The sequence below is a fragment of the Nitrosovibrio sp. Nv17 genome (assembly GCF_900119085.1).
In the GTDB taxonomy this organism is placed as follows: Bacteria; Pseudomonadota; Gammaproteobacteria; order Burkholderiales; family Nitrosomonadaceae; genus Nitrosospira.
Window position 1 is genome coordinate 217,800 of record NZ_FPIQ01000001.1, and the last position, 16,157, is coordinate 233,956.

16 protein-coding genes are annotated in these 16,157 nt (G+C 64.2%); 8 read left to right on the plus strand and 8 right to left on the minus strand.

Annotation, left to right across the window (positions count from 1 at the left end; translation table 11 throughout):
* Positions 1 to 258 precede the first annotated feature (258 nt).
* The 3 genes from rpiA (at position 259) to ppx (ending at position 3,242) form a co-directional block, all read left to right on the plus strand.
* Positions 259 to 918: a ribose-5-phosphate isomerase RpiA gene (gene rpiA, locus BT108_RS00955; RefSeq protein ID WP_072292667.1), complete on the plus strand. Its 660-nt coding sequence runs from the start codon at positions 259 to 261 to the stop codon at positions 916 to 918.
* Between the two features lie 77 nt (positions 919 to 995).
* Positions 996 to 1,703 (plus strand): phosphate signaling complex protein PhoU, encoded by a 708-nt coding sequence (phoU, locus tag BT108_RS00960; RefSeq protein ID WP_072292810.1) that lies wholly within the window; start codon positions 996 to 998, stop codon positions 1,701 to 1,703.
* 30 nt (positions 1,704 to 1,733) lie between these two features.
* The gene (ppx, locus tag BT108_RS00965) at positions 1,734 to 3,242 is read left to right on the plus strand and encodes an exopolyphosphatase (protein ID WP_072292668.1); all 1,509 of its coding nucleotides are present in this window, start codon (positions 1,734 to 1,736) and stop codon (positions 3,240 to 3,242) included.
* Between the two features lie 74 nt (positions 3,243 to 3,316).
* Here the strand turns inward: ppx and BT108_RS00970 are convergent, their stop codons facing one another.
* The 3 genes from BT108_RS00970 to BT108_RS00980 all read right to left on the minus strand — a co-directional run bounded on the left by BT108_RS00970 (position 3,317) and on the right by BT108_RS00980 (position 6,647).
* Complete coding sequence (locus BT108_RS00970; RefSeq protein WP_255369558.1) at positions 3,317 to 4,120, minus strand: 3',5'-cyclic-nucleotide phosphodiesterase; 804 nt, start codon at positions 4,118 to 4,120, stop codon at positions 3,317 to 3,319.
* 86 nt (positions 4,121 to 4,206) lie between these two features.
* Positions 4,207 to 5,226, minus strand: coding sequence for a glycosyltransferase family 2 protein (locus BT108_RS00975; RefSeq protein ID WP_255369559.1), 1,020 nt, complete (start codon positions 5,224 to 5,226; stop codon positions 4,207 to 4,209).
* Positions 5,227 to 5,318: 92 nt separating this feature from the next.
* Positions 5,319 to 6,647: a hypothetical protein gene (locus BT108_RS00980; protein WP_072292812.1), complete on the minus strand. Its 1,329-nt coding sequence runs from the start codon at positions 6,645 to 6,647 to the stop codon at positions 5,319 to 5,321.
* 394 nt (positions 6,648 to 7,041) lie between these two features.
* Here BT108_RS00980 and BT108_RS00985 point away from each other — a divergent pair, with 394 nt between their 5' ends.
* From BT108_RS00985 to BT108_RS01005, 5 genes are read left to right on the plus strand one after another with little or no spacing between them, the layout of a single operon-like run.
* Positions 7,042 to 7,794, plus strand: coding sequence for a 3-deoxy-manno-octulosonate cytidylyltransferase (locus tag BT108_RS00985; RefSeq protein ID WP_072292670.1), 753 nt, complete (start codon positions 7,042 to 7,044; stop codon positions 7,792 to 7,794).
* A gap of 55 nt (positions 7,795 to 7,849) precedes the next feature.
* The gene (locus tag BT108_RS00990) at positions 7,850 to 8,611 is read left to right on the plus strand and encodes an HpcH/HpaI aldolase family protein (protein WP_072292671.1); all 762 of its coding nucleotides are present in this window, start codon (positions 7,850 to 7,852) and stop codon (positions 8,609 to 8,611) included.
* The gene (locus BT108_RS00995; RefSeq protein WP_072292672.1) at positions 8,608 to 9,546 is read left to right on the plus strand and encodes a phosphoglycerate dehydrogenase; all 939 of its coding nucleotides are present in this window, start codon (positions 8,608 to 8,610) and stop codon (positions 9,544 to 9,546) included. Before BT108_RS00990 ends, BT108_RS00995 begins: the two co-directional genes overlap by 4 nt.
* Positions 9,539 to 10,468 carry an NAD-dependent epimerase/dehydratase family protein gene (locus tag BT108_RS01000; RefSeq protein ID WP_072292673.1) on the plus strand — a complete coding sequence of 310 codons (930 nt, stop codon included), beginning with the start codon at positions 9,539 to 9,541 and terminating at the stop codon, positions 10,466 to 10,468. The genes BT108_RS00995 and BT108_RS01000 overlap by 8 nt, the downstream gene beginning before the upstream one ends.
* A complete protein-coding gene (locus BT108_RS01005) occupies positions 10,465 to 11,100 on the plus strand; it encodes an HAD family hydrolase (protein ID WP_072292674.1) in 636 nt (211 codons plus the stop codon). The genes BT108_RS01000 and BT108_RS01005 overlap by 4 nt, the downstream gene beginning before the upstream one ends.
* 12 nt (positions 11,101 to 11,112) lie before the next feature.
* Here BT108_RS01005 and BT108_RS14040 read toward each other — a convergent pair whose 3' ends face one another.
* The 5 genes from BT108_RS14040 to BT108_RS01030 are packed head-to-tail and all read right to left on the minus strand — an operon-like array spanning position 11,113 to position 16,151.
* Entirely contained in the window at positions 11,113 to 12,066 is a 954-nt protein-coding gene (locus BT108_RS14040; RefSeq protein WP_072292675.1) for a hypothetical protein, read from the minus strand.
* On the minus strand, positions 12,063 to 13,097 hold the full coding sequence (locus BT108_RS14045) for a diacylglycerol/lipid kinase family protein (RefSeq protein ID WP_072292676.1): 1,035 nt from the start codon (positions 13,095 to 13,097) through the stop codon (positions 12,063 to 12,065). The genes BT108_RS14040 and BT108_RS14045 overlap by 4 nt, the downstream gene beginning before the upstream one ends.
* A 39-nt stretch (positions 13,098 to 13,136) precedes the next feature.
* Positions 13,137 to 14,201 (minus strand): LPS export ABC transporter permease LptG, encoded by a 1,065-nt coding sequence (gene lptG, locus BT108_RS01020; protein ID WP_072292677.1) that lies wholly within the window; start codon positions 14,199 to 14,201, stop codon positions 13,137 to 13,139.
* A complete protein-coding gene (lptF, locus tag BT108_RS01025; RefSeq protein ID WP_072292678.1) occupies positions 14,198 to 15,274 on the minus strand; it encodes an LPS export ABC transporter permease LptF in 1,077 nt (358 codons plus the stop codon). Before lptF ends, lptG begins: the two co-directional genes overlap by 4 nt.
* A 7-nt stretch (positions 15,275 to 15,281) precedes the next feature.
* Complete coding sequence (locus tag BT108_RS01030) at positions 15,282 to 16,151, minus strand: nucleotidyltransferase family protein (protein WP_083566086.1); 870 nt, start codon at positions 16,149 to 16,151, stop codon at positions 15,282 to 15,284.
* Positions 16,152 to 16,157: the final 6 nt, after the last annotated feature.

The window sequence follows — 16,157 nt, forward strand, 5'->3', positions numbered from 1 at the left end:
TTGCACGCGGTTTCGATCATGCCCACACCATCGCGTGCGCACAAGCCGCAAATAAGGCCGAAAATTCTATGCCAGCCTTGGTTCAATGTCAAACTTAAATAAGAAACCACATGAATCGCCTCGCGTGCAGCGTATCGTCGCGTATCCCCGCTGGCGGCGGTGGTCGCCGTTTCGTGCCGCTGGGGTTTCTGACGCATTGTGATAATTGACGAATAGGATTATCCTCGCAAGGTCGGTTTTTATTCCAAGACATACGACATGACTCAAGACGAACAGAAGCGTCTGGCCGCGCAGGCAGCCATTCAGCATATCCCGCTGGGCAGCGTGGTCGGAGTGGGCACGGGTTCCACCGTGAATCACTTCATCGATGCGCTGGCCGGCATCCGGCACGCCATTCACGGCGCGGTGGCAAGTTCGGAAGCCACCGCCCGCCGACTGGAGGGACATGGCATCAAGGTAATCGACCTGAATGCGGTCGAGGCATTGCCGGTGTATGTGGACGGCGCCGATGAGATCACCGCCCGTCTGCACATGATCAAGGGCGGCGGGGGTGCCCTGACGCGCGAGAAGATCGTTGCCGCCGTGGCGGATAGATTCATCTGCATCGCCGACCAGGGAAAGTTCGTCGAGGTGCTGGGACGGTTCCCGCTGCCGTTGGAAGTGATCCCGATGGCCTCCACCCATGTCGCGCGCACGATCGTCCGACTGGGGGGGAGGCCGATCGTGCGCGGCGGCTTTGTGACGGACAACGGCAATCTCATACTGGACGTGCACGACCTGCGGATTTCGAATCCGCTCGAACTGGAGGCCACTCTCAATCAGATAGCCGGCGTGGTGACCAACGGGCTGTTCGCCAGACGTGGCGCCGATATGCTGTTGCTGGGCGCCGACGGCGGCGTGCAGACGATTGTTGTCTGAAATACATGCGGGGATCGCGGCCACGAAATTGTCACATCTCTCGCATATCCTTCTTCCCTCCCATGGTCGAGGCGCCGATGGTCAGTAGCGAGCATACCTCCAAGCAATTTGACACTGATCTCGAAGCAGTGCGTACGCGCGTGCTGCGCATGGGCGGATTCGTGGAGGAGCAGATCGAAAGAGCCATCGAGGCGCTGATCAGCGGCAACGAGAATCTGATCGACGACATCGTTGCCGACGATCACCGGGTGAATGCCATGGAAGTCTCGATAGACGAGGTGTGCAGTCAGATCATTGCTCGTCGCCAGCCTGCCGCCGGCGACCTGCGCATGATCATGACGGTCATCAAGACCATCACCGACCTGGAACGCATCGGCGACGAGGCGGAGAAGATTGCACGCATGGCAAAACTGATCTATAAGGTCGACCGCATGCATGTGCCGCGCTTCTTCGAGATCAGGCATGTGGCCAGTATCGCGATGGAGATGCTGCATACCTCGCTGGATGCGTTCGCTCGCCTGGATCTGACCGCGGCTGCGAGGGTGGTGCGCCAGGATGAACAGGTCGACGAGGAATTCCGGTCCATCATGCGTCAACTGATCACTTTCATGATGGAGGATCCTCGGAAGATTTCCACGGCACTGGAGATCCTGTTCGTCGCCAAAGCGATCGAGCGCATTGGCGACCACGCCAAGAACATGGCGGAATACGTGATCTACATGGTGAAGGGCAAGGACGTGCGGCACGTGACCGTTGAGGAGATCGAGCGCGAGGTCAGGGAATAGCCTGGCTGTTCCGCAGTGACCGGCAAGACTATGCTCGAATACTCTACACTTGCGGCCGTCGATCTGGGTTCCAACAGTTTTCGCCTGCAGGTGGGGCGGGTGGTGGGCAAGCAGATCTACCCGCTCGACAGCCTGCGCGAGATGGTGCGGCTCGCCGCCGGCCTGGGCGCCGACGGGCGGCTGGATGAGGATTCCCAGACGCGTGCGCTGGATTGCCTGAAGCGCTTCGGCGAGCGCCTGCGTGATTTTCCGCCGCATGCGGTGCGTGCGGTGGCGACCAATACCTTGAGGGTGGCGGGAAACGCCCCTGCCTTTCTCAAGAAGGCCGAGGATGCCATAGGCTTCCCGATCGAGGTGATCGCCGGGTATGAGGAAGCGCGCCTCATCTATCTCGGCGTCGCCCACAGCCTGCCGCTGTCCACCAGTGATCGGCTGGTCATCGACATCGGGGGGGGCTCCACCGAGTTCATCATCGGCAAGCGGCTCAGGCCCATCAAGCTGGAAAGCCTCTACATGGGCTGTGTCAGCCACAGCCTGCGTTTCTTTCCGGATGGCAGGATCACGAAAAGTGCGATGAAGCGGGCCGAACTGGCGGCGCGCAGCGAGATCCAGGCCATTGCTGCCGGATTCTCCAGCGCTCACTGGCAGGATGCCTTCGGTTCGTCCGGCACAGCGCACGCGCTGGGCGAAATCATCGAGCTCAACGGCCTCGATGCCGACGACAGCGACGGCGACATCACGGCGGAGGGATTGAGCCGTATCCGTGACCTCCTGCTCAGGGCAGGTGACATCAGGAAGCTGCAGATCGCCGGGCTACGCGCCGATCGGGTGCCGGTTTTCCCCGGCGGTTTCGCCATCATGTCGGCCGCTTTCTCCGAACTGGGCATCCGTCGCATGTCCCAGGCCATGGGCGCCCTGCGCCAGGGCGTGCTCTACGATTTGCTGGGACGCTTCCATAACCAGGACATGCGCGAGATGACCGTCAGGCAGTTCATGCAGCGCTATCGCGTGGATGCTGCGCAGGCCAGACGCGTGGAATCGCTGGCGCTGCTGCTGGGAGGGCAGTTGCTGGCGGAGTTCGGCGATGAGCGGGAAGAGAGGCTGCAAAGCCTGTCGTGGGTGGCGCGACTGCACGAGGTTGGCATCTCGGTCGCCCATTCCGGCTATCACAAGCATTCGGCGTACATACTGGGCAATGCCGACATGCCTGGTTTCTCGAGAATGGAGCAGGAGCGGCTGAGCCTGCTTGCCCTCGCTCATCGCGGCTCGATCGGTAAAGCGAAAAACGGGGCCGCCGAGACGTGGGATCCCATCCTGATATTCGCACTGCGCCTGGCAACGTTGTTCTACCGCAATCGCAGCGACATCGAAATACCCTGGCTGGACGTCCATGCGGAGGACACAAGACTTGAACTCGCCATCGAGCAGGCCTGGCTGCAGCGCAATCCACTGACAGATACCGCGCTGTCCGATGAAATCGAGGAATGGGCGGCCGTGAATTTCGATTTCCGGGTGCGGCAGGTTTCCCCGGAGAAATAGACCGCCGCGGCATTCGAAGATTGGGTGTCTGTGCCATGGGCATGTGGTCGTGCGTTCCGCCTCGGGCGGCCGGTCTAGAACTCGAATACCTGCCCCCGGTGCAGCCTCTCCGGCTCGAGTCCGATACCGGTGGCCTGGATCTGCGCCATGATGGTCTCTTCATTGCCAGGTTCCATATGGGTGATCAGCAGGCGCATCCGTCCGCGTAGCCGCTCATCGAGACGCCGCAGCCCCCTGGCAAGCAACTCCGGACGCATGTGGCCGGCAGCCGTCGCAGCGGCGGTATTGTCGTCGAGGAAGGTCGCCTCGATCATCAGGTAGCGCAGGTTGGCAATCGCGTTCAGCGCATCCCAGAATGGTTCGTGGTAGGTGGTGTCGCCGCTGAAGACGAAGCTGGCGCCACCGCTGTCGAACCGGTAGGCCACAGCGGGCACCGCATGCCGTACCGGCAGGGTTGTGATTCTTTTCCCACCCCGTTCCAGCGTCTGCCCCACGGTGATGGGCTCCAGCACGATGTACGGCCGCTGCGGCGAAGGCAGAATGGTGTAGTCGGGCCAGAGCCGGAAGTTGAATACGTGCTGCCTGAGGACGGCGATCGTCTCGGGCAGGGCGTGGACCCGCAGGGGGAACGTTCGCCGCGGGCCGATCATGTCGGCCAGCATCGGCAGCAGCGCCACGTGGTCGAGATGGGCATGGGTGAGGAATACCGTATCGATTCGCAGCATCTGCTCCACCGTCAGATCGCCCGCGCCGGTACCGGCGTCGACCAGCACATCCTCGTCCAGCATCAGGCAGGTGGTTCTCAGTTCGGCCGCCACACCGCCGGTACATCCAAGAATCGTCACGCGCATAAGGTCTGTGGCCTTCCTCGCCTGCATTCCGTCGCCATCCTTGATCATCGTGCTGACATCGACCGGATGGCGACGATTCCACGGGGATTGACCCCATTTTTAACCAGCCAGGCTCATTTTTTCAAGCTGCCATGTTTCTCCCAAAGGCGTACCTCGATATTTCGACAGTATCCCCAGAGCGTGAGAAATGCGCGCAACAGGCGCGGTGCGTCCGCAGCCATCCATATATCGGAAATACGCTTGTCGCTGCGCCAGCCTCGCAGCACGAGTTTCGCCACCGCTCCCGGGCTGATGAGATCGTGCCTCATCTGCAGGCAGGAAAGAGATTGAGTGGATTCCGGCGTGAGCCAGTGTATGTACCCTCCCTGGTGGAATACATCCTCGGTCGCATCCACGAGGGCCGGGGGCAAGCTCCCGGGAACGGAGCGGCCGGTGAGAAGCAGGACATTGCGGCGTGCACCGGGGTGGCGTGCGTAATACAGGCTCCGGTTGCGGCGCACGAGCTCCCTGAAGGCCTGGCCGCGTCCGAATGAACCTCCCCCGGCATGGTACACATGGACTTCGGGATGCACGCCGATGCGCCAGCCATGACGATCCAGGCGCCGGCCGAGATCGACATCCTCGTAGTAGCCGCGTCCGTACGCCGGATCGAAGCCGCCAAGCTCCAGGAAGACGTCGCGCCGGACCAGGAACGCGTGACCCTGCAGGCGATGGGTCGGAATATAGCCGCCGGGCGTGCGCGAGTAGCGTTCCAGATCATACCGGGCATAGTCGTTTCCGGCAGGGATGATGACCGCCAACCGCGCATCGGCTGCGAGCGCCGCGTACAACGGTGGCAGAATATCCGCGCTGATTTCGACGTCAGAGTTGAGCACCAGCACGCAGGGGGTGCCGGTTCGCTGCATCGCCTCATTCACCGATGCGCCGAATCCCCGGTTTTCCAGGGCACGATGTACCTCTATGCGCGCCTGCGGCAGTTCAGCGAGCATTGCGCGCGTGTCCTCGTCGGAGGCATCGTCCTGGATATGGATGCGTCCCATCGAGGAATCCAGGTGGGTCAGTACGGAGTCGATGCAGCGCCGGGTCAACTCCGGTGCATTGTAGACCGGAATGATCACGTCTATGGGCGACATGGACGGGAATGGGAGCATGGCCGACGATGGAACCGGCGTCACGTCTCAGCTATGTTTCGGGAAAGGGGCAGTTTGCATCGAATGATCGATGGTCATCCAGCGTAGGGGGTCGCGTCGTGTTCGTGTGTATCGGACCGGCTTTCCCGTGCAGGCGATCGTACCTGCTCCTCCAGCAGCGCCACGTAGCGGGATAGCACATCCGTTTCTTCTCCTGCGTTGATCATTTCCTTCACGAAGCGCTGATGGTGCGCCTCGACGTAGAAGTCGGCGCAGCCCTGTGCCAGAAACCGCTCGATCTGGCGGTATACGTCATCCCGGCAGCGCAGTTCCGTCTCCGGCAGGTACTCGGCCAGCGCCGAGCGCCCCGCGTGCAGGTAGTCTGCCGCCAGCACCGGCTTCTTTTTGCGGACCGCCTCGAACACGACCGAGGTGGCCAGATCTATGATCACGTCCGCCCAGTTCATGAGATGGATGGAGTGCATACTGCCGGCCACGCTCACGTTCGAGAGACGCCGCAGGGAAGCGCTCTTGGTCAGCGACTGCTGCCAGCCGCCGCGGGTATGCGGCTTGATGACCAGTTCCACGCCGGGAAAACCGGCAACGATGCGCACGACCTCGCCGACCTCCTCCCAGAAGGTGGAGAAGTTGCTTTTTCTCAGGAACAGGACGACCTTGAGGCGGCTGTCGGAGCGCGCCAGCGGCGAGGGTGGCATCAGTTCGGCCACCTTGGCGAGCCATTCGTCGCAGTAGCGCGGGGATCCCAGAACCTTCAGCTTGTCGTCGTTCATGAAGGGGCGAAACCGTATCGAGCACAGTTCGTTGGGCACCACCACCTTGTCGAATATTCCTGCATTGGAGAAGGTGGTATCGGGTTCCAGGCGCAGCTCCCGGCGCCGGATCAGCTGGCTTGCATGCGGACTGTCGCCGTGGGGGAGCGATACCACACCCAGCCCCATGGTGCGGGCCGTGGAGAGCACGATCTCGACCCATTCCACGCATATGGAAGAATTCCGTTCGATCCAGTCGAACGCCACTACGCCCCCGGGTGCGGCATCGTCACCAAAGCAGCGCTTCAGCAGGCGTTGCGCGGTGCTGTGCCACAGCGGCGCCCTTCGCCCGGCATCGTACCATTTGGCGAGTGCCGCCATGATCGGGCCGATGAACGGACGCCTCAGGCTGCGGATCAGGATCAGCGTCTGCAGGAACCAGCCGATGAACTCCACGGGGGGCAGGACGTCGCCGATGTAGGCCATGCGCACCCCCTTCAGGCCGCGCAGGAATTCGATGCGATAGTCGTTGCGGAAGCGCGAGTTGCCGATGAGGACGATGTCGCACGTGTGGCCCGAGGTGATCCACTTGTGGATTACCGGGGTCATGTGATCGATATCGTTGTAGTGGCGAAGAAAAAAAAGAGCCTTCATGCCAATGCCCATCTCTCGCGTACGCGTAGCCGGCCAGTCCGGATTCACTGATTTCCGTGGCCGGGGAGTCGGTGGATAAGCGGTGAACGGCGAAAAAGCGCGTCATTGTACACGCGCGGATAGGGGTTGACCAGCATGGCACGCCCGATGCGCGCGCATCGGGAATGCATCCGCCCGATGCCCTTTACGGCATCGGCGCAGGACGCGCATCCTTCCCGGCATGCGCCGTACGGGATTCGGTTTCCGCGGTTTTCCTCGCGGAGTCTCCTGTCTGGTGATACGATAGTGGCCGGGGAGCGGGCGATGCCCGCCCTTCCGGTCATGCCGGCTCGGGCCATGACGGGAGCGGCGGCTTTTCTCCGCGATGCAGGTGCCACGATTTATTACGCCACGAATGAGAACGATTGCCGTCATACCCGCCCGCATGGGCTCATCCCGGTTTCCGGGCAAACCGCTTTCCCCCCTGCTGGGCCGGACCATGCTGGAGCATGTCTACCGGCGGGTGGCCCTCAGTGGCGCCATCGATGCCACCTACATCGCTACCTGCGACGAGGAGATTCGGGAAGCGGCGGAAGGTTTCGGCGCGCCGGTCATCATGACCTCCGACACGCACGAGCGGGCCAGCGACCGGGTGGCGGAGGCAGTCACGGGACTCGACGCCGACCTAGTCGTCATGGTGCAGGGCGACGAGCCGATGACCCGCCCGGAGATGATCGATGCCGCGGTGGAGCCGTTCCGCCATGACGACCGGCTGGGTTGCGTCAATCTGGCGCACCGCATCGGCAGCGCAGCCGATTTCCATGATGTCAACACCATCAAGGTGGTCATGGACCGACAGGGCGATGCGTTGTACATGTCGCGCCAGCCTGTTCCGAACTTGCCTGCCACCGTCGACTTCGCACAGGTGCATGCGTACAAGCAGGTGTGCATCATCCCGTTCCGGCGTGAAACCCTGGTCGAATTCACCCGTCTGCCATCCACTCCGCTGGAGCGGCTGGAATCGGTGGACATGCTGCGGCTGCTGGAGCATGGCCATCGCGTGAAGATGGTGGAGACGCCCTTCAATACCCAGGCGGTGGATACGCCGGCCGACCTGGCGCGCGTTGCGGGATTGATGGGTGCCGACCCGCTGCTGGGCACCTATTGAATCGCATCCGCCCTCCGCGGATGCGGCGTAAACTCCTTCGAACCTGGGAAGTTCCATGCAGCTCAAATCGAAACTGACCCGAAACGCCCTGACCATAGGCTCGTGGATCACGCTGGGACATCCGGCGATCGCCGAGATCATGGCGGCGGCGGGATTCGACTGGCTGGTGCTGGATACGGAGCACAGCGTCCTGGAACTGAGCGAGGTGCAGATGCTGATTCAGGTGCTCGACGGCCAGCAGTGCCCGGCGATCGTGCGGCTGACATCGAACCACCCCGATCAGATCAAGCGGGTGATGGATGCGGGCGCCGCGGGCGTGATGGTGCCCATGGTGCGGACCGCCGCCGATGCCCAGGCTGCGGTCGATGCGGTCTACTATCCTCCGCGCGGCAGGCGGGGAGTCGGTCTGGCGCGCGCGCAGGGCTACGGCGCGCGCTTCCAGCAATACCGTCACTGGCTGGAGGATAATGCAGTCATCGTGGTCATGATCGAGCACGTGGATGCCGTCAACGCCATCGATTCGATCTTGTCCGTACCCGGTGTCGACGCCTACATCATCGGGCCTTACGATCTGTCCGGCTCGCTTGGCCGGCCCGGCGAACTCGACCACCCGGACGTCGAGTCCGCCGTCGAGCGGGTACGCGAGGCGGGGCAGCGGCTGGCAAAACCCGGCGGCATCCATGTGGTCGAACCGGATCCGGAGGCTCTGCGCCGCCATGTGGACGCCGGCTTCAACTTCCTCGGCTACGGTCTGGATATCCGCATCCTCGACACCCTGTGTCGCAGCCACATGCAGACCATAAGGGACGCGCTATGAGCACACTCGTCATTTCCACCTCCTCGTTCGACGTGGACAACAATCCGCACATCCGGGATCTCCAGCAGGCGGGCCTGCGCGTCACCGGCAATCCCTACCGGCGCAAGCTCACCGAGAGCGAGGCGATCGAGCTGCTGGGCAGCGAGGCCATCGGCATGATCGCCGGCATCGAGCCCCTGACGGAGCGCGTCTTTGCGGCGGCGAGGAACCTGAGGGTCGTTTCCCGTTGCGGCAGCGGCCTGGACAGCGTCGATCTCGCAGCTGCACAGCGCCATGGCGTCACCGTGCTCAGTACGCCGGAGGCGCCGGCCCAGGCGGTGGCCGAGTTGGCCATGGGCCTGATGCTGGCTGCCTTGCGGCACATCTGCCGGATCGATGGAGAGCTGCGGACCGGCGCATGGCCCAGGACCCAGGGACGGCTGCTCGCCGCCCAGACCGTCGGCATCGTCGGCCTGGGGCGTGTCGGGCGGCGCGTCGCCCGGTTGTGCCAGGCCTTCGACGCCAGGGTCGTGGCCCACGACTCCTATGTGACGTCCGCGCCGCAGGGTGTGGATCTGGTGCCGCTGGACCGGCTCCTGACGGAATCGGACGTCGTGAGCCTGCACCTGACCTACGATGCCGCCACCCATCACCTGGTGAACGAGGCGGCGCTGGGGCGCATGAAGCCGGGGGCCGTGGTCATCAACACGGCGCGCGGCGGCCTCGTCGACGAGGGGGCGCTGGCGCGGGCCCTGGCATCAGGCCAGATCGGGGCGGCCGCCCTCGACGTGTTCGAGCAGGAACCCTATCACGGGCCTTTGCTCGGCTGCCGTGATGCCATCCTGACTTCGCACGTCGGCTCGCTCGCCCGGGAAGCGCGCCATCGCATGGAGATCGAGGCCGCCGAGAACCTGCACAAGGGGCTGGTTGCGGCGGGCCTGTTGAAAAATGGCTGACGAGATCGCGATCGTGTACGGCGCGAGCGGCTTTCTCGGGAGCCACGTTGCTGACGCGCTGTCCACGGCCGGATACCGGGTGCGGTTGTTCGACCGGGTGCCGTCGCGCTACCAGAGATCCGACCAGGAAATGATCATCGGCGATATCATGGATCTCGGCCAGGTGGCGGAGGCGGCCCGCGGCGCAGACGTCGTCTACAACTTCGCTGCGATCGCCGACATCGACGAGGCCCACCACAAGCCGCTCGCCACCGCCACCATCAATGTGCTGGGCAACATGCACGCGCTCGAGGCGGCACGCCTCGCCCAGGCACGCCGCTTCGTTTTCGCCAGCACGATCTACGTCTATTCCGAGTCGGGCTCTTTCTACCGCGCAAGCAAGCAGGCGGCGGAGCGCTTCATCGAGACCTACCATGAGCGCTACGGGCTGGACTACAGCATCCTGCGCTACGGTTCCCTGTACGGCAGGCGCGCGGATGCGCGCAACGGCATCTACCGCATGCTGCACGAGGCCGTGGCGCAACGTTCGATCACCTACCATGGAACCGGCGAGGCGCTGCGCGAATACATCCATGTCGAGGACGCCGCCCGCATGAGCGTCCAGGTGCTGGCACCGGAATTCGCCAATCGCCACCTGATCCTGACAGGCCAGGAACGGCTCCGCATCAGGGATGTCATGACGATGATATCGGAGATCATGCCCTGGGAGGTCACCCTGAACTTCGACGAGGGCAGTGCCGTGCACCACTACGAGGTGACGCCCTACGCATTCCAGCCCCGGGTGGGCCGCAAGCTGGTGCTGAACGAGCACGTCGACCTCGGCCAGGGACTGCTCGACTGCCTCGGAGACATCCATCAGGCCCTGCATCACTCCGGAGACGACGACGGCGCCACGCCCTTGGCCTCCGCCAACAAGGCATGAGGGCGAGCCGCTGGCAGGCCATCATCTTCGATTTCGATGGCGTGGTGGTCGAGTCGGGCGACATCAAGACGCAGGCCTTCGGCAGTCTGTACCGTGCGCACGGGCAGGCGGTCGTGGAGGCGGTGATGCACTATCACCGCCTCCACGGGGGCATGTCACGCTACCGCAAGTTCCACTACTTCCAGGAGCACCTGCTGAAGCGGCCCCCGCTGACCGCGGACGAGGAACGTCAGCTGGACCGGCGCTTCTCGGAACTGGTGGTCGAGGCCGTCATCGCAAGCGAGGCGGTTCCGGGGGCGAACGAGCTGATCCGCCGCGAGGCGGCGCGCATCCCCCTGTTCATTGCTTCGGGTACGCCAGAGGTCGAACTCAACGCGATCGTGGCACGCCGCGGCTTGTCCGGCTATTTCACGGGAGTGCGCGGATCCCCGACGCCGAAACAGACGCTGGTGGGCGAGATTCTGGCTGGCCATGGCCTGTCCCGCGAACAGGTCCTGATGGTGGGGGACGCGCTCATCGATTATGAAAGTGCAAGGCAGCACGGCATCGCATTCCTGGGGCGCGTGCGTCCAGGAGACGCCAATCCCTTTCCGGCGGAGGTGGAGGTGGTACCGGACCTGAGGGGCTGCTGAGCGATTTCAGCCTCAGCGCATGATGCCACGCCGCAGCAGGCGCCACGACACCTTGAGGCCCCACAGCAGCGGATGCCGCCGCAGCAGGGGAGTGACCTCGACGTGCACGCCGGTATGGCGTTCGATCTTCCATGCGGCGTAGCCGATGCTGTCGCCGAAGGTGAACGCGGCCTTGGCCAGTCGCAGCACGGTCAGGATCTTGCCTTGCCAGCGCCGCAGTCGCCAGCGCCTTGCCGAGCGCCGGCGGGCCGAGGCGTCCGCCGGATGCCGATACCTGCCGTCCGGCAGTTCTTCGAGCTTTCCCGCCAGTCCGGGCACGGCGCGAGCGGTCAGGCGCGCATAATCCTCCAGATTGAGCCGGGCGAGTTGCTGCGCGCGCGTCGTCCGCTCGGGCCTCAGTTCCGCCGCATAGGTCAGACCCAGTCCGTGGGTCCAGAGGGTTTCCACGTTCACCACGGGAACCTCCAGCATGGGAAGGATGGATTCGAGAAAGACGATGACCGCTTCTGCCAGGGAGACGTGGGCGCGGGCGCGGATCGTGTCGTCACGTGCGTACAGCAGCCGCGTGGGCTGGGCGAAGCGCGCCCACAGATAGGGATGGAACCAGTCGCGGGTGCCCTGTTCGAAGTGCGTCCTCGAGACCACGGCGTACTTGGCGCGCAGCGTTCTGCCCTGATGGCACGCCTCCAGGTAGAAGACGTTCGGTGGCAGCATCGCGTTCAGGTAGGCCAGATGACGCTGCCCATAGGCATGGTCGTAGCGGTCCACGATGACATAGAAGTCCGCGATCCCTTCGCCGACCTCGCTGGCGCGCAGGCAGGATCCATAGAGCAGCACCGCATCCAGGGCAGGGCCGAAACGCTGCCTCAGCGCTTCCACCAGCACGTGAAAATCCGCCGACACCGGCAGAGCGCTCAGGATGGCCATTTCCGCGATCAGACCGGCTGGCGGATGGACGGCCGTCATGGCGACGGGGGCACCGGAGAAGACGGCATCGGGGTGCCCGCATCGATGCCCAGGAAGGTGGCCGGCCCGGCCGCCCCGACGCGCAGCGGCCCATGGGCGCTCGAGGCCCGGTAGGACTCGCCGTCGACGATGTAGTCGTCGTCCACCAGGAGTTCCAGCGTTGCGCTGTTGAAGCTGTGGTAGCCCTCCACTTCGCGGAGGATTTCCCCGCGGCCCGCCAGCACCCTCCACAGGGCCCGCAGCGGACGCCTGCATTGCTGGCGCACGAAGGTGACGTGCAGCGGCGCCGCCTCGCGTCCCCAGTACGGGCGCATGCCGAACAGCAGACGATCGAGCGTGCTGGCGAACAGGAACGGACAGGTTTCGTGAAGGAACTCGCCTTGCTCATGGCGGATAGACAGATGTGCCGGTGCCCAGGCGCCCTTCCGGCGGCCGAGGAGGATGCCGAGAAAGTATCCGACGGTGATGAGGGCCGAGTAGCCTTCTCCCGTGATGCCCAGCCGCTTGATGCTGCCCCGGGAGAAGATCACGGCGCGGGCGATCAGGCCCAGCCCGAAGAACATCCCGTATATCTTGCCGGCGCCCGGCTGTTCGATGCACAGGATATGGCGTTTCATCAGCCTGGGCGGGATCTGCGCCGACAGCCGCGTGCGCAGTTCGCGCAGAACCATCTCCGGCTTGCCGTGCATGCCCAGATCGAGCGCGGTCATGTTGGTCGTGCCGCCCGGCACGATTGCCAGCACAGGCCATTCCTCGGCGGGCCGCTGTTCGAACAGGCGGCTCAGCGTCGCCTGCACCGTGCCGTCGCCACCCACCACCAGCAGCACGTCGACCCGCGCGACCAGGAACGCGTCGATCGCCTCACGGATGGCCGGTGCGTCGCTTGCCCGGCGGCAGATGGCACGGGGAATCCGCTCCAGTTCATCCCGGATCGAGTGCTCGCGCTTGCGTATGCGTCCGCCCAAGGGGTTGAACAGGATACCGACGGTCGCCGTGCCGGCTTCCAGGTTGTCGAGGTGTGATGGTTCCATCGTTATGCCATGGCATTCGCGCGATCGGTCGACCGGGGGCTAGATGATCCGCCGCAGCCAGACGCCGGCCAGGACGATGAGCATCAGCCCCGGGAAGAGCGCGGTGAACGCCGGATTCAGGCGCAGCAGCAATCCCGCGTTCGCGATGATCTGGTCCAGCAGGTAGACGCTGATCCCGAGTATCGCCGCCAATACCAGCTTGCTGCCGAGACCCGTGCGGACCGATCCGAACACGAAAGGTATGGACAGGAGCAGCATCGCGATGGTCGTCAGCGCGCCGCCCACCTTGCGCCACAGGGCCAGCGCGTAGGCATCCGCTTCCTGACCCGTGGCGCGCAGGAAGCGGACGTGCAGGAACAGCTCGACGGGCGAGAGGCTCTCGGGCGACTTGGTCAGGGTGGAGATATCATCGGGATTCAGAAAGGATTTCCAGTCCATCGACGCGCTGTGTGCGGTTTCTATACGCTGCGCCGAGAAGGTCTTGATGGTGACGTCGTCGAGCTTCCACAGGTCGTCGGCGACGAGGTCCGCATGCCGGGCGTAGATATGGGTGGCGAGCAGGCCCGCGTCGTCGAAGTGCAGGATCTCGATGTCCACGGCTTTCTTCGCATGCAGCATCTCGCCGATTCGCAGGATATTGTGCTCGTCGCGGGTCCAGATTCCCAGGTTTCTGCCAAGTGCGGTACTTTTGTCGAGTGCCGCCGCACGGGAGGATATCGCCTGCTGCTGCAGCTGCGGCGCCACGAATTGCTCCAGTATCGCGATACCCAGCAGGAGCGCCAGCCCGATGCCCAGCGGCGCGAGGCTGATGTGCAGGGGAGAAACGCCTGCCACCCGCAGCGCCGTCAACTCCGAGCTGACTGCCAGCCGTCCCAGCGCGATCACGTTGCCCAGCAGCGCGATGAATGGAGCCAGCTGCACGAATCGGCGCGGCAGCAGCAATGCGGTGTGCATGAATGCGTCCGGGACGCGGTAGGTGCCCTTGCCGACGTCGTCGAGCTGGTCCAGTAGATCCAGGAAGCCGAACAGCGGCAGCAGGATGGCGGTCGCGATGCACAGCCCCAGCAGCACCTGCAGGGCCAGGTAGCGATAGGCGACCGTCATCGACGCAAGGCCTGCTTCCACCGATAGCCGGGGGAAAGTAGTGCGAGGGCGATTGCAGTCATCAGCAGATAGAGCCACCAGACGCCGGGAAACCTGCCGATGGTGCCCTGTTCGACCCATGTCTGGGCCAGCCCGCTGAGGATGTAGTAGATCGCGAAGACCAGCGCCGCAGCATAGTAGGTTTTTTCATTCTTGTCCTGCCGTGGCGACCCGCGGCTGAACGGTACGGCGATCAGCGCCAGCAGGACGGTAGCCAGCGGACGCGACAGCCGCCACTGGAATTCTGCGATATCGCGCGGTTCGTCGGATGCCTGCAGCGTTGCGGTCGTGGCGGCTTTGCGCTTGTAGTCCAGGGCATTGCCGCTGTCGGTGAAATATACCAGCTTCTCGAAGCGGGTGGCGGTGTCTCCCGGGGCGGCATGCGTCAGCCGGTAGGAAGCGCCGTCGAATAGGTGAATCTGGGGCCGCTGACCGGATGCCGGTTCCCGCGAAAGGGCCCTCTTGGCCACGATCACCTCGCTGCCGCCATTCTTTCTGATGTAGTGAAATACTTCCGCCATCTCCTTGCCCGTGTCGTCCTTGGCGCGCAGATAGACGACCCTGCCGCTGCTTTCGCTGCCATAGAAGCGTCCGGCCTGGAAGCGGTCCATGTTGAGCTCGGCTTCCGCCTGGGCATTCAGGAGATAGCTTTCCTCGTAGGCCCAGGGGCGTGCGAAGATCGACAGCGCGCCGCTGACGATCCCTACCGGGATGGCCACTAGGAGTACGGCGTAGACGATGCGATGCTCGCTGATGCCGGCGGACCGCAGTACGTTGATTTCCTGGTCCCGGTGCAGGCGGCCCAATCCCATGACGATCGCAACGTAGAGGGCGATGGGCATCAGGACTTCCAGGGCGATCAGCGTCTTCAGCAGCACGAGTTTCAGCATGGCTGCCATCCCCAGCGATTCCGTCACCGCGCCCGCCAGGAAGCGGGCGCTGCTGAAGCTCGAAAAGAGTGCCGCCAGGATGACGATCACCACCGTGAACGGCGTCATCAGCTCGCGCGTGATGTAGCGCTCGACGATCTTCACGGTGCCGTCACCGTTTCTCGGCCGGCGGATTTTCCGCCTTGGCGGCAGGTCGTATCTGCCTGTCTCCATCGGCGGGCGGTGCGGTGCTTGCGAGTACGGATGTTGCGAGCCGCATGTCCTCGACCTTGTCGACGTCGATGCCAGCCTGGGGGTAGGGCAGGAACACCGGCTGTACCCGGATGCCGGTCCTGGCGGAGACGCGATGCAGCGCCTTGCCGAGCGTCAGCCTGCCCAGCACGTAGGACAGTACCATGCGCAGGCCGAAGACCTGCGCGATCAGCCGCCAGGGCTGCTTGCGCAGATCCTCGGCCTGCTGCCAGAAGGCAACCAGGCCGCGGCCACGCGGGTTCAGGAAGGCGTACAGGTTGCAGCCGCAGATTCCGCCGTCGCCCAGGCGTATGACGGTGCGCCCGACGCCGGGGAATGCGGCGGCGACATCCTCGTGCCTGACCACGCCGACCGCGGCGTCGGTCTGCGCCAGTCGCGCCGCATGCAGGAAATGGCGCACGATCGCGGGCGAAAGCAGCGCATGATCCGCCGTCGTCAGCAGGACCGGCGTATCTGCGTCGCACTGCGCGAGTCCGCTGTCGGCGCTGCGGCTGGGGGAATCCAGGTTCGGCACCCAGGTGACGCGCCCGCTCCCGATGCGCCGTTCCAGTTCCGGGCAGTCGGCGATGGCGGACGGGGGGGGGCCGCAGAGTATGATGGCGTCGACCTCGCCGCTGTCCTCCAGCGCATCGAGCACGCGAATGACCATCGGCACGCCGGCGATCGGCACGATCGCCTTGCACGCCATGCCCGCTGCAGTGGCCACCGGGTCACGGCCGGTACGGTCCGCTGCCAGCACGATGGCGGTGAATCGCGACGCTGCATTCATCGTTTG